The 14,402-nt window shown below is 40.5% G+C and carries 12 protein-coding genes; 3 read left to right on the plus strand and 9 right to left on the minus strand.

Going from position 1 to position 14,402, the window contains the following annotated elements:
* Nucleotides 1-198 precede the first annotated feature (198 nt).
* Complete coding sequence (locus GHI45_RS05935) at nt 199-861, minus strand: acetolactate decarboxylase (protein WP_147779902.1); 663 nt, start codon at nt 859-861, stop codon at nt 199-201.
* Nucleotides 862-999: 138 nt separating this feature from the next.
* Here GHI45_RS05935 and murT point away from each other — a divergent pair, with 138 nt between their 5' ends.
* Nucleotides 1,000-2,349 (plus strand): lipid II isoglutaminyl synthase subunit MurT, encoded by a 1,350-nt coding sequence (gene murT / locus GHI45_RS05940; RefSeq protein ID WP_147779903.1) that lies wholly within the window; start codon nt 1,000-1,002, stop codon nt 2,347-2,349.
* A 21-nt stretch (nt 2,350-2,370) separates the two neighbouring features.
* On the plus strand, nt 2,371-3,147 hold the full coding sequence (gatD, locus tag GHI45_RS05945; protein WP_147779904.1) for a lipid II isoglutaminyl synthase subunit GatD: 777 nt from the start codon (nt 2,371-2,373) through the stop codon (nt 3,145-3,147).
* A 26-nt stretch (nt 3,148-3,173) separates the two neighbouring features.
* Here the strand turns inward: gatD and GHI45_RS05950 are convergent, their stop codons facing one another.
* From GHI45_RS05950 to GHI45_RS05985, 8 genes are all read right to left on the minus strand, one after another.
* Entirely contained in the window at nt 3,174-5,873 is a 2,700-nt protein-coding gene (locus tag GHI45_RS05950; RefSeq protein WP_147780002.1) for an FtsX-like permease family protein, read from the minus strand.
* A 15-nt stretch (nt 5,874-5,888) separates the two neighbouring features.
* Nucleotides 5,889-6,590, minus strand: coding sequence for an ABC transporter ATP-binding protein (locus tag GHI45_RS05955; protein ID WP_147779905.1), 702 nt, complete (start codon nt 6,588-6,590; stop codon nt 5,889-5,891).
* A gap of 151 nt (nt 6,591-6,741) precedes the next feature.
* On the minus strand, nt 6,742-7,620 hold the full coding sequence (locus GHI45_RS05960) for a hypothetical protein (RefSeq protein WP_147779906.1): 879 nt from the start codon (nt 7,618-7,620) through the stop codon (nt 6,742-6,744).
* Between the two features lie 364 nt (nt 7,621-7,984).
* The gene (gene nadE / locus GHI45_RS05965; protein ID WP_147779907.1) at nt 7,985-8,809 is read right to left on the minus strand and encodes an ammonia-dependent NAD(+) synthetase; all 825 of its coding nucleotides are present in this window, start codon (nt 8,807-8,809) and stop codon (nt 7,985-7,987) included.
* A 187-nt stretch (nt 8,810-8,996) separates the two neighbouring features.
* A complete protein-coding gene (locus tag GHI45_RS05970) occupies nt 8,997-10,169 on the minus strand; it encodes an MFS transporter (RefSeq protein WP_147779908.1) in 1,173 nt (390 codons plus the stop codon).
* Between the two features lie 241 nt (nt 10,170-10,410).
* A complete protein-coding gene (locus tag GHI45_RS05975) occupies nt 10,411-11,541 on the minus strand; it encodes a DNA/RNA non-specific endonuclease (RefSeq protein ID WP_147779909.1) in 1,131 nt (376 codons plus the stop codon).
* Between the two features lie 118 nt (nt 11,542-11,659).
* Nucleotides 11,660-12,205 (minus strand): GNAT family N-acetyltransferase, encoded by a 546-nt coding sequence (locus tag GHI45_RS05980; RefSeq protein ID WP_255514376.1) that lies wholly within the window; start codon nt 12,203-12,205, stop codon nt 11,660-11,662.
* A gap of 33 nt (nt 12,206-12,238) precedes the next feature.
* Nucleotides 12,239-13,711, minus strand: a complete 1,473-nt coding sequence (locus GHI45_RS05985) for a nicotinate phosphoribosyltransferase (RefSeq protein WP_147779910.1) — start codon at nt 13,709-13,711, stop codon at nt 12,239-12,241.
* 101 nt (nt 13,712-13,812) lie between these two features.
* Here GHI45_RS05985 and GHI45_RS05990 point away from each other — a divergent pair, with 101 nt between their 5' ends.
* Nucleotides 13,813-14,394, plus strand: coding sequence for a nicotinate-nucleotide adenylyltransferase (locus GHI45_RS05990; RefSeq protein WP_147779911.1), 582 nt, complete (start codon nt 13,813-13,815; stop codon nt 14,392-14,394).
* Nucleotides 14,395-14,402 lie beyond the last annotated feature (8 nt).

Genomic DNA, 14,402 nt, shown 5'->3' on the forward strand with positions numbered 1-14,402 from the left:
AACAAAAACTTTGGGAAGTGTGCTATAATCGTTCATATCAGTCATGCCCTTTCTAAACTTAGTTGGTTAAGAATAGAATAGCATGGCTGGTTTTATTTTGCATTAAAATCAACTAGCAATTCGGGTAATTTAAATAAAACATTATATTTCGGATGTTAAAAAATGAGAAAAAAAACAGCTTTTAAGCTGTTTTGATTTTTAAAAGTTAATGCTATTAAATTGATTGCTTTCCAAGGCAAATTCTTGCTCCATTTGTCCAACCATACCAAATTCCACGGACACATTCTTTGCTTCAAAATCAACGAGGTGCGCGCCAAAAGTTCTGTCATCGCTGATAAAATGCAGATGGAAGCCATCACCATAAAGGCTTTCAAGATGTTTCGGTGACCAGACACCAACGATTGTTCCTGAGACATCTTTTTTTGTAAAATGAGGTTGAGTGGTCATAATTTCGGCATAAGGCGCTGTATTATGTGCTGGTTTTGAACTGATTTCAACAGACTTAAATTGACCAGAAATGACTACAGTATAAGGAACATTGGCATTTTCAATCCGTGAAAGTAGGCCAGCTTTAAGCGTGCTTAATGTCACATCAAGGCTGTCAAAGCTGACAGAAACTTGGTGATCCACAACGGCAACATAGGACATGGTTTCGTCATAGCTGACCAGACGCACTTGGTTTTCACTTGAGCCATGATAGACATGACCGTTTAAAATAATGACTTCGCCATCTGCTCCGTCAAGCGTTCCAATCCCATTTAACCCATGTTTTAATACTTCTTTTGCGCTGATTGTTCCTTCGTAAAAGCCGCCATGAAGGGTGGTGTGTGAATTATGTTGAAATATTTTACTCGTTTTCATAAATTTCTAATCTTTCTAATCTTATTTGTTTTATTATAGCACAATCTTTCTCATCCCCCTTAAAATTAGTTTGATATATCTAGCTAATTTTCGTGGTCGTAGATTTCAAAATGCTTTTGATTTTGCTATAATAGGAACATGACAATTAAAACTTCATTTGCGAAAATGGCTGGAAAGTCGTCACAATTTGTTTTGGAAAAATTTTTCAAACGTGGCTCAACTTTACCAGGTAAAATCGCCCTAAAATTTGACCCTGAAATTCTATCAGCGCTGACAAAAAATTATGAGATTATCGTCGTTACGGGAACCAACGGAAAAACGCTAACTACTGCACTGACCGTTGGTATTTTGGAAAAGGCCTTTGGCAAAGTAGTGACGAATCCGTCTGGTGCAAACATGATTACCGGTATCGTGGCTACTTTCTTGAAGGCACCAAAAGCAAAAGCTGGCAGTAAAAAATACGCCGTACTTGAGATTGATGAAGCGAGCCTGCCTAGGATTACACAATATTTAAAACCTAGTCTTTTTGTTTTTACCAATATTTTCCGAGATCAGATGGATCGGTATGGCGAAATTTATACCACTTATGATTTCATTGTTAAAGGGGCAGCAAATAGTCCTGAAGCAACGGTTTTACTCAACGGCGACAGTACTATTTTTAATAGTAAAAAGCTGGTAAATCAGGTCAAATATTATGGCTTTGACCACGAAAGCCACCAGCCAAAACGTGCCCATTACAATACTGAAGGTGTCCTTTGTCCGAACTGTCATCGCATTTTGGATTTCAAAATGAACACTTATGCCAATCTTGGAGATTATGTCTGTTTAAATTGTGGCTTTGGAAGACCGGAGCTTGATTACAAACTGACTGCCTTGACAGAGATTACCAACACTACTTCGCATTTTGTCATTGATGACAATGACTATAAAATCAATGTCGGTGGTCTTTACAACATTTACAATGCGCTCGCCGCTGTCGCTGTTGCTGAATATTATCATGTTCCAGCAGAAATTATTAAAGCAGGTTTCAATGAAAGCAAGGCTGTCTTTGGCCGTCAAGAAACCTTCCAAGTGGGTGATAAAACAGCAACGATTGTGTTGATTAAAAACCCAGTTGGAGCCAATCAGGCACTTGAAATGATGAAATTAGCTCCTTATCCATTTACGCTGATTTCCCTGCTCAACGCCGATTATGCTGATGGAATTGATACCAGTTGGATTTGGGATGCAAAATTTGAACTCATTCATGACATGGCCATTGATCAGATTTTCACAGGCGGCGTGCGTCATAGCGAAATGGCAAGACGTTACCGTGTGGCTGGATTTGACGAAGCTAAGATTAAGGAATTAGACCAAATGGCAGACGTTGTTTCGGCGATTGAAAATCAAGCAAGCGACCACATTTACATCTTGGCGACTTACACTGCCATGCTCCAAATGCGTGAGTTATTGGCAAGCAAGGGTTATGTTCAGCGAGTTTTAAAATAAAACGGATTAGAATAGGAAAAAATGACTTATACATCGATACAATCACATTTAGAAAATCCAACCTATGAATTGCGTGTGGCTCATCTCTACGGCGACTTGATGAATACTTACGGCGACAATGGTAACATTTTGATGCTCCGATATGTCGGAAGTAAACTGAACTGCGAAATGATTTTTGATATTGTCAGTCTTGATGACCATTTCAAAGCCGACGATTATCAATTGGCCTTTTGGGGTGGCGGACAAGATTATGAGCAAGGCATCATTGCTGAACATCTGTCAGAGCTGACAGACCAACTTCGCACGTTTATCGAGGCAGGAAAACCCATGCTTGCCATCTGCGGAGGCTACCAAATGCTCGGCAAATCCTATACCTTGGCTGACGGACGTCCCATTAAATGCACGGGTATTCTTGGCCATGTTACTGAAAATCCAGGCAATGACCGTATCATTGGCGATGTCAAAATTTACAATGAAGACTTTGATGAAACTTATTATGGCTTTGAAAATCACGGGGGCCGCACCTATTTGGCGGCAGATGAAAAGCCTCTCGGAAAAGTCATTTATGGCGGTGGAAACAACGGTCAATCTGGCGAAGAAGGCTTTATTTATAAAAATACCTTTGGTTCTTATTTCCATGGTCCATTGTTGTCACGAAATGCACGAATTGCTTACCGTTTGGTAACAACAGCACTCAAACAGAAATACGGCGAAGCCATTGAATTGCCCGCTTTTGAGGATATTTTAGCCCTTGAGGAAGCTGGTCAAACCATTAGCGATGCCAAAAGAAAAGCATAAAAAGCTGTCAGAACTGACAGCTTTTTTTAATCGACTGATTTTAATGCGCCTAGCATATCGACATGCTTTAATTTTCGGTGAACCATCAGGCTAAGTGCCAGAGTGGTAGCCATCGTAGTGGCGGCAGACAAGGATAGATTAGTCGCTGTTAATGACGGACTAAACATAACCATATCGGTCGGCAGCATGGTTATGATGACATGATGGAAATAAGCACCTAAACCAAAGCCACAGACAATCCCAATCACACTTAGCAAAATGGTCTCACGATAGATATAGAGCGTCACTTCACGGTCATAAAATCCTAAAACTTTGATGGTTGAAAGCTCGCGAATGCGTTCAGACACATTGATGTTCGTCAAATTGTAAATTACCACTACTGCCAACAAAATCGCACAGATAATCAAAACAAACATGACCGAATTGATACCGTACAAGAAGGAATTGATGGTTGCTTGAAGGCTAGTATTTTGAGAGACCGTCAGAATACCTCCCGTTTGCATCAAATCATACGAAAATTGATTAACTTCTTTTGAGGTCGGATTTTTCAAACTGACCAGTTGCGCATTGGTGTCATAGTCCTTTTTAAAGGCACTTTCATAAGCAGTCGGCGACAAATAAAGGTAATGTCCCATATACATCTCGGTAATAGCCGAGATTGTCACCGTAACAGTTTGATGATTTGCCGTTATCAAACTGACTTTGTCACCCACTTTTTTATCCAATAAACAGGCAAGTTTTTCCGTAATAATGGCGCCGTCGTCATTAAGTTTCAAGCTTTGCTTGCTTTGACGGTTTTGGAGGCGAATGAATGTTCCTATATTTTGTGGTTCTTCTGGCACAATCAACTGCACTGTTTGCCGATTTTCATTGTCTTCTGTCAGTGATGACAGCTGTTCGAAATGAACGGCGGTATGATTTTTCACGGCTTCATCGGATAAGCGTGCATTTAAAGCTTCATTCTGTTGGCTCGTCAAATCATCTTTTTCAACCGCAATCAGATTGTAGTGCATCAAATTGCCAAATTGTTTGCTTGAAAGACCCGCAATCGAATCTCTAATCCCAAATCCCATGACCAGCAAAGCGGTACAGCCCGCAATTCCTATAATGGTCATCAGCATGCGTTTTTTATAACGAAAGAGATTTCTGGCCGTCACTTTGTAATTAAAGCTCATGTGTTTCCAAATAAATGGAATTTTTTCAAGAAGAATTCTCGACCCTGCCTTAGGTGCTTTGGCGACAAATAATGTGGCTGGCTCATGGGCCAAAACCTCACGACTGGTCCAAGAAGCAGGCAAAACGGTGCAGGCAATGGCGATAAGTACGGCAATCAGCGTCCATTTTACAGAGAAAATCAAGCTTAAATTACTGATGGTCGAGGAGGCCGTATAAGCATTAAAGACCAGTGGTGGCAAGAGATAATGGCCCAACACAACACCAACCAGTGCGCCTAGCGTGCTTGAAACCAAACCATAAATGATAAATTTACGTCTGATTTGTCCATTGGTATAGCCTAAAGCCTTTAGAATGCCAAGGTTGGTGCGTTCTTCTTCGACAAAACGGGTCATGGTCGTCAAACTAACCAGTGCTGCAATGGCAAATAAAACTACCGGGAAAATATTGGATAACTGATCAATCCGTGTTGAATTATCGACAAAGTTTTGATAACCAGGATTAGAGGCATTGCGGTCACTCACCGTATAAACTGGCGCTGAAAGTTGATCCAGCGTTTTCTGTTTTTCATCTAATTTTTTTTGATTTTTAGTCAGTTCATTTTGTGCATTTGAAAGCTTTTCTGCCGCCGCTTCAATTTGTGCAGATTGACTTTCTGGAACAGCCATACCAGCAGCTTTGGCTGCTTGCATTTGTAACTTTTGATTTTCTAGATTATTTTTTTGAAGGGTCAATTCCTGCTGAGCTTGCGTGAGTTCGGCTTGTCCACTATCAATCTGTTTTTGACCTTCTGCCTTCTTCTCCTTCAAGCGTAGCAGTGCTTCTTTATCAAGGACCGCCTGCAAATGTGATTTGTCAGTGCTGACCCTTTCTTTATAACGGTCATCATAAGGTGATAAGTTGGTCAGATTGTCAAAAGTCACTCTCGCAATGGTACTCATTTGACCATTGAATGCGGACGGACTGACCACTGCATAGCCAGTTAATTGACCAGTACCGACAGTGGTTTGCCCAAAATCATTTTTATCGACATATTCGCTCGATTTGACAAAGCCAACAATTTTAAAGTCCGACGACTCAAGAAGATTAACGGCATCCTTTTTTTCAGTCTCCAAAACAAAGTTCTGGCCCAGTTGGTAGTCCCCTTCAAAACGATAATCCAGTGCGATTTCGTTTTTATTTTGAGGCATTTGACCTGACATGACTTCATAAGTAGACAGGCTTTCTGGCTGACTAAAAATGCGAATGGCTTTTTTATCCTTTTCAATCAAGACATCTTGAAAAGTTCCGAGCTCTACCTTTTTGACATTGTCAGCACTGACAAGCGCCTTTTCATCGGTTTCATCAAGCCCCCAGGTTGAGGTGACCGTTAAATCTGCCAGTTGGTGGGTGCGATAAAACTTGTCTGCAGTTTCCCTCATGTCTGGTCCAGCTACTTTTAAGCCAATAAAGACAAAAACGCCCAGTAACATTAAAGAGAAAATTGACAGAAAACGTCCCATTGAACCAGTAATTGACCGCTTGATGTCCTTGTTTAATTGGCGGGTTCGAATTTTTTTTGTCATCACTTACCAGTCAATCCTTTCAATATCTGTTGGCATTGCATTGCGTACAATTTTACTGACAGAGCCGTCATGCATCTGAATGACACAATCTGCGATTTGGCTAATGGCAGCATTATGTGTCACGATAATGACTGTACTGCCTTGTTTTCTTGCCATGTCCTGCAAGATTTTCAAGATATGTTTTCCAGTTTGGTAATCAAGCGCTCCCGTTGGTTCATCGCACAGTAAAATTTTGGGATTTTTGGCAACGGCACGTGCAATTGCCACCCTTTGTTGCTCACCACCTGAAAGTTGTGAAGGAAAATTATCCAAACGCTTTTCCAAGCCAACGTCAGCCATGACAGCCGCTGCATCTTTCGCGTGCGCTACGATTTCTGATGCCAATTCGACATTTTCAAGCGCCGTCAGATTATTGATTAAGTTATAAAATTGAAAGACAAAACCGACATCATTTCTGCGATAAGTGATGCGCTCTTTTTCGGAAAATTGAGCAATATCGACTGTATCAATGATGACTTGCCCTTCATCACAAAAATCCATGCCTCCTAAAATATTGAGCAAGGTTGATTTACCAGCCCCAGATGAACCCAAAATGACGACCAATTCCCCTTTTTCAATTGAAAAATTCACGTCTTGATTGGCGTAAATCATCTGGTGGCCCGTCTGATAACGCTTCGTCACATTTTTTACTTCAATATATGCCATTTTATCACCCATTTCTAGTCATTTGTTTTCATTATAACACATTTTTGTGAATGGAAAAACAAAGTTACAAAGCTGTTGAAGACAAAAAAACTGACTTGAAAGGTTCAAGTCAGTTCGTGGGGTTTATCACATTTCAGGTTAAACAATGTGCTTACCAACCTCCACTGGTTGGTACATTGCCCCAATCACCACCAAAGTAATCACGCACTAAAGTGTCCGCTAATAAATTTTGGTGAGCGACTGAGAAATCAGTCGTGCTTGTTCCGGTAACTTGACAAAGTGCAATCCATGTACTTCGAGCAAAACCGTAGCCTCCGATATAATCATAGCTCAATGAAAGATGAATGTTCATATTTCCACCTTGCTCAATCATATTTCGGTGCGCACGCGCTGAATCAATTGAAGAATAACCGGTATATTTTAGTCCGTAAGGGTTATTTGAAGAGGTAGATACGCTCATTTCCTGTGCGCTCGCTTTTGTAGCGGCTGCCTCTTCTTGTGCTGCTTGCTTAGCTGCTGCTTCCTCGGCTGCCTTTTGAGCGGCTGCCTCGGCTTCTGCTTGAGCTTTTGCTTCTGCTGCTTTCTTCGCTGCTGCTTTTTCTTCATTTGCCTTAACAACAGCATTTACACGACTGGTAAATGTTGACTTGTGAGCGACTTCTGACGAAGGTAACTCGGCAATTTGAGTTTTTGCAGCATCGATATCGCTTTGAAGTTGTGTTGTTTCAGCTTTTTTAACTGAATCTGTTGCTTCATTATAATCTGCGATAAATTGATTCAAATGCAATAAACTTGCTTCAACTGGCTCATGATAAGCTGTCCCCGAAAGATCGGAAACATCTTCTGAAATCTCTTTGACCAGTTCGCTCGATCGCGTTTGATAAGCTTGAGTGAACTTGATATTGACTTGGTCGTAAAGATTTGATTGAGCAACAGTTGTGGTTTCAGCAGCTGCGACAGGGCCTGAGCTTAAAGCAAATGCGGTGAGAAGTGATGCTGAAACTGCGGTAAGTTTTGATTTAAATTTCAAAAAATAATTCTTTTATTTTCGTCTCTGGCAAACATGGCGTGCAAGGGATTTATCATTTAAGAGGTTTAATTCTTTGAGAAATCCGATGGCGTTTCACGTAAGGTCATCAAGATTACTTGCCGTCGATCATATAAGAACCTGAACTTTGACAGACGGATTAAACGTAAGGTGGTAAGGCGGTCTCCGTTTACTGCGCCTATATATAGCATAACAAGCTTTCTTAACCTTGTCTAGCCAAAAGCTCAATCATGCGCTTTCATTGGGCGATTTAACCGAAAAAAAAACTCAGCGTAAGCTTACGGTAATTAAAACGTAAAAAAAGAATTAAGATTTCTTTAAGATTTTCTTAATTCTTTTATCTGTTTTATTTCCAAAAATCATCAAAAATTGAGATTGGTAAGTGGCGTTTATGCTCGGTTTTAAGGTACCAATTTTCAATTTTTTCTTTAGCTTCTGGTGCAATATTTTTGCCTTCTGTATAGTCGTCAATTTCTTGATAAGTTACCCCAAGAGCAACCTCATCAGCAAGGCCTGGTTTGCCATCTTCCAAGTCTGCAGTCGGTACTTTTTCGTAAATGGCAGGATCTGCGCCTAATTCAGCTAAAAGCATTTTTCCTTGACGTTTATTCAAACGGAAAATTGGAATCAAATCCGCTCCACCATCACCAAACTTGGTAAAGAAACCGGTGATATTTTCAGCCGCATGGTCAGTCCCAAGAACTGCCCCTTTATAGTCGCCAGCAACTGCATATTGTGTAATCATGCGTTGGCGGGCCTTGATATTTCCTTTATTAAAATCAGAAACCTTGATTCCAGCTGCTTCAAGCGCTTCAACTTGACCATCTACGGCAGCCTTGATATTAACAACGATACTTTGGTCAGGTTTGATAAACTTGAGCGCAGCTTGAGCATCATCTTCGTCAGCTTGGACACCATAAGGCAGACGAATAGCGATAAATTGATAGCTTTCATCAGCTGTTTCTGCACGCATTTCTTCAATGGCAAGTTGAGCCAAGCGACCGACAAGCGAGCTATCTTGTCCACCCGAAATTCCCAAAACATAAGATTTAATAAATGGATACTTTCTGAGATAGGCCTTAAGAAAATCAACTGATTTACGAATTTCTTCTTTTGCATCAATTTCTGGCTTAACGCCTAATGTTTTAACAATTTCATCTTGCAATGTCATTTTTATCTTCTTTCATTTTTGCTCATAGCTGACAAAATTGTCATCCTGCTATTGATTAAGTAATTTGTCTTTTATTATATCACTTTCTCAGTCATTTTTGAACTTTCCTTGTATGCATCATTAGGACTTTTGAGTTGGCCAGATAATAAAAAAACGATGGAGAAAGTCTCCATCGCCAGTATCATTTTTAATTTTTTATTGCTGTGTTGAGATTTCCTCTGCTTAAAAAGAGAGATAAAAAGCCAGTAAGCAGCAAGATAACTGCTGACACATAATAAGGAAAAACATGATTGAAGTCAAATAAAGCACCCGCAGCAATCGGACCCAAAATATTCCCAAAACTTGTAAATGCGGAATTCAATCCATTGATTGCTCCTTGTGCATGGCCCGCATGTTTAGACAGGTAAGTCGTTACCGCAGGTCTGAATAAATCAAAGGCCAAAAAGACGATGAATGTCGAGAAGATAACGACCAGATTTGATTTTGTAAACGCAATCGCTGCGATAAAAATCGCACTCACAAAGAAAGTCAGTTGAATAAGCCCAATTTCTCCAATGTGACTAATGATTTTATCGAATAGAAACAGTTGGAAAAACAAAGCCAGCGCCCCACTAACCGTCACAATCATGGCAATTTCGCCAGAACTAAAGCCAAAGTTAATGCTTGACATGATGCTATAAATCGACTCAAAAGCCTGTAAACCAAATGAAGAAATCAAAATGATGACAAACAAAGCACCGAACATGGGATTTTTAAGAATTTTCATCATAGAATTTGCTTCGGGGTCATTTTCATGGTGCATTTCCGCTCTTTGAGGCTCTTTGAGCATGGTCAAAGTCAAAATAAAACCAAGCAAGGATAAAATTGCCGCAAAATAAAAAGGAACACGAATGCCAAATTGTGCGATAAACCCACCGATACCAGGGCCAATGATAAAGCCGCCACTAATGGCCGCTGAAACAATGCCCATGGCTTTGGTTCGTTCTTTTAAAGTCGTCACGTCTGCCACATAAGCAGTAACTGCTGGCATGACCATTGCTGCCGCAATTCCCCCTAATGCTCTAGAGACATAAAACCAGCTTTTGACCTCAGAAATACCAAATAAAAATTGCGAAAAGGCAAAGACAAGCATGCCGAGCGCAATCAATTTCTTGCGTCCGTATTTGTCTGATAAGGCCCCTGTAATCGGAGATGCGACTAATTCAGCAAATGCGAAAATGGAAATCATCAACCCCATTGTTGTGCCAGTAAAATTCATCTGCTCTTTTAAGTCAGGTAAAATCGGAATGACTAAACCTGCTCCAAGAAAGACCAGAAAAAGATTAGATATGACCAAATACATTGAACTTTTTTTATGCATATTCCCCCTCAAAAAAAGATAAAGCAGGCACTCTTTCATGTTAACTGGAAGATTGAAGTCTGCTCTATCGCTATTCTCTTATCCTAAAAAAGCGATTGATTGACAAAATGTATCAACAACCGCACTACACATTTTAACATGATAAAGCAAATAATGCCACCCCTATGCTTTTGTAACCTTTATCTGAATTCTTTTCATTTTCCTATCCCAAGTAAAATAAAAAGCCCACATGTGAGCTTTTTTAATTTCTAGCATAACCATTGCTACGGCCTTCAACCGCTCCAGCATTTTGGGCTTCTGCAAGTGTCAGGTAACGATAATTACCTGGGTTTAAAACTGAACGATAGTAACGATCACTCTTGCTGACATAGACCATGCCAGATGCCGCTGTTGTCCAACCATCACTTGTTGTGGCTTGTCCAGTCGATGCTGTTGTCGTACTTTTTTGAGCAGGCGCGGCTGCTGCTGTTTGTGACGACGATGAACTGCTAGCTTTTACGGAGGACTGAGCAGTTGCCTTGTTGCTACCGCTCGTATAATCGATTTTATTTCCTTCAGCGCTATTGATCACTACAATTTCAGTATCAAGAACTCCGTCAGAGGATTTGATGTCCACAAGCGAGCCACGAGGAATTTTCTCACTTCCTTGATACAAGGGCGTGGTTTGATATTGAACCGTAACCGACGTATTTGGATGTGCTTTCCAATAATTTTCAACTGTTTCTTCAGCAAAGCGCATGCCACCGTCTTGATTGGCACCAACATTTTGGCTACGCGTTCCTGTGGTGAAGTTATAAGGAGAAGTGTAAGAAGCATTTCCTAACAGACTATCTGCAATCGAGTGACTTCTATTCCACAGATAACCGTGATAAGTTCTCCCAGTCAAAGCATAGCTGATGGCCACTTTTTGATTGCTTGGCCAGTAAGGTGGATCTAGTGGTTCTCCCTGTCTTGAGCCTTTTGATGCCTCAAATTGAGCATAAGTCAATACTGCTCTTGCTGTCGCTGATCTGCCCTGAGCGTCGCTCACAAATTTTGTCTGTCCAGCTGAAAGATTTTCAAAAGAACTGAGTTTAGCTTTGCCATTTTCATAATAATAATTTTTTGTTGGGCCAGCTGACTCTGCATTCGTATATTGAACTAATTGTGAGAGAATTGTCGCTTGATTGGCTGTTATACTCGCTTGACTTGCTGTGCTTGATTGACTTGTCGAAGACGTACTTGACTGACTTGTCGAGGACGTGCTTGATTGGCTAATGCTCGACTCAACACTACTGCTTGATTGACTTGACGATGTGTTTTCGGTTGAACTACAAGCCGTCAGTGTCAATGCAGCAAGAAGACTTGTTCCCCAAATGAGTATTTTTTTCATTATTTTTCTCCTTTTTAAATTATAACATTTAAAAATGCAGATTTGAATTTAATTATCATGCTTCGAACTCTTTTTGAAGTGCTTTAATTTTTATACTTGCAATAAAAAAAACGACAGCCTAAACCTCGTTTTCTTCGTTTGTTCCTTTATTATTTTCATAGATTTTACTCATGTAAAATTCATCAATATAGCAGCCATCAATACACATGGCGTCTTTTCGAACGCCCTCAATCGCAAAACCATTTTTTTGGTAAAGGGCAATCGCTTGAGTGTTGTTAATCATGACGGTCAACTCTGCGCGATGTATTTTTTCTTCTCTTGACCATTCATCCAAGGCCTTAAAAAATTGGTGGCCTAGCCCCTGGCCTTGATAAACTTTTAAAATTCCGATAATTACGTAAGCTGTGTCTTTCACACGGTGATAATGTCCACGCTCGGCACTCAAATAACCAATGAGTTGTCGATTGTCCTCAGCACCGATAATGAAGTCCGTATGTGCAACTTTAGCAACTGCTTGCCCAAGTTCATATTTTCGCTCGTCCGGTTCTAACATCATGAAAGACGTTTCTTGATCCAGCTGTTTTTGCAGTTTCCAAAAGGCCTCTGTATCGCCAATGTCAATTCTTCTTATTTTCATCATTTCGTACACAAATTGATGACTCACACATGAAAAACAGTCTATCGAATTTGCCTTTCTCTAATCCAATTTTTGTTGAGAAACTCTTGCTCTGACTTCTGAAATCAGGCGCATTTTGTGATTCCAGAGTTCTGTTGAAAGATCTACTGGATAAGGTTGCGGATTCAAGTCACGTTTGTATTCGTCCCAAAGTTCAATCAAGTTTTCATTAGAGTAGGCTTTGATTTCTTCGAGACTCGGACAATCGTAAACAAGTTGGCCTTGGTCAAAAATAAGATGCAACAAAGGACTTGCCTTGAAATCACGAACATTTTTATTGATATATGTATAAAGTGGATGGAACATATAGATTTCTTCTGCTAAATCCGGACGTTCTGAATCAAATGTGATATAATCCCCTTCAGATTTGCCATCTGACGCTCTTGTAATGCGCCACACTTGTTTCTTCCCTGGTGTTGTTACTTTTTCAGCATTTGAAGAGATCTTAATGGTGTCTCGCATGCCTTCTTCTGCTGTTTCACCTTCGATTGATACCAGTTTATAAACGGCACCTAATGCAGGTTGATCATAAGCAGTGATGAGTTTTGTTCCAACACCCCAAACATCGATTTTGGCTTTCTGCATCTTCAAACTCAAGATGGTTGATTCATCAAGGTCATTTGAGGCATAAATCTTGGCATCTGGATAGCCTGCATCGTCAAGTTGTTGGCGCACCTTTTTCGAAATATAAGCCATGTCGCCTGAGTCAATGCGGACGCCTTGGAAATTGATTTTTTCACCAAATTCACGTGCAACTTTGATGGCTGCAGGAACACCTGAACGTAGTGTATCATAAGTATCAACTAAAAAGACACAATCGCGGTGGGTTAAAGCATAGGCTTTAAATCCATCATAGTCATTACCATAGCTTTGAATCAAGGCATGCGCGTGCGTTCCGCTGGCAGGTATGCCAAACATTTTGGCAGCTCTGACATTTGATGTGGCATCTGCACCACCAATATATGCGGCACGTGTTCCCCAAATGGCAGCATCAAGTTCTTGCGCCCGACGACTCCCAAATTCCAACAACGGATCGTCACCAATGACAGACTTGATACGGCCTGCCTTGGTTGCAATCAAGGTTTGGAAGTTAACAATGTTCAAAAGCGCTGTTTCAATCAATTGACATTGGGCAAGTGGGCCTTCGATTTGAACAATCGGCTCACCCGCAAAAACCAAGTTCCCTTCTTTGACCGAACGAACGGTACACGTAAATTCTAAATTTTCAAGATAGGTCAAAAAGGCTTCTGGATAGTCTAATGTTCTCAAAAATTCAATATCAGACTTGGAAAAACGCAAGTCCTTTAAATAATCAACAATTCGCTCTAAACCAGCAAAAATCGCATAACCATTATTAAAAGGCATTTCTCTGAAGAAAACCTCAAAAACCGCACGTTTATTATGTCGTCCGAGTTCAAAATAGGTCTGCATCATGTTGATTTGGTACAGATCAGTATGTAATGTCAAGCTGTCATCTGGATATTGATATGGCACTTGCTCACCTCTCTCATTTTATTCTCACTCTATTTTACCAAAAAAACCAGCTAATGTCAGTAGGCCTACATGACTTCTTTGACTTATGTTATAATTTGAGTATGAGAAACGAAAAGAAGAAAAAAATTGGGATTCTAGGTGGCAATTTTAATCCAGTTCATTTTGCCCATTTGATGTTGGCCGATCAGGCGCTTCAAGCCTTAAATTTGGATCAGGTCTGGTTAATGCCTGAGTATTTGCCCCCTCATGTTGATGAGAAAGAAACCATTGCTGCTAGTCATCGCATTGCCATGTTGGAACTTGCAATCGAAGGCAATCCGCATTTGGCTTTAGAACTTGGGGAAATTGAGCGCAAAGGCAAATCTTTTACTTTTGACAGTCTGTCAGTGCTGACAGCTGCACATCCCAATATGGAATTTTACTTTATCATAGGGAGTGACATGGTTGATTATCTGCCCAAATGGTATCGGATTGATGAGCTAATGCAGATGGTTCAGTTTGTCGCCTTCAAGCGTGAAGATGTGGTCAACGAAAGCCCTTATCCAGTGCTTTGGATTGAGGCACCAGTGATGCCCCTCTCATCGACTTTAATTCGCCAGATGTTCAAAGACAAACGGACACCCAATTATCTTTTGCCAGCTTCTGTCATTGCTTACATCAAAAAAAATCAGCTCTATCAATAAGCTGATTT

Source organism: Lactococcus sp. dk101 (assembly GCF_009601055.1).
Classification (GTDB): Bacteria; Bacillota; Bacilli; order Lactobacillales; family Streptococcaceae; genus Lactococcus.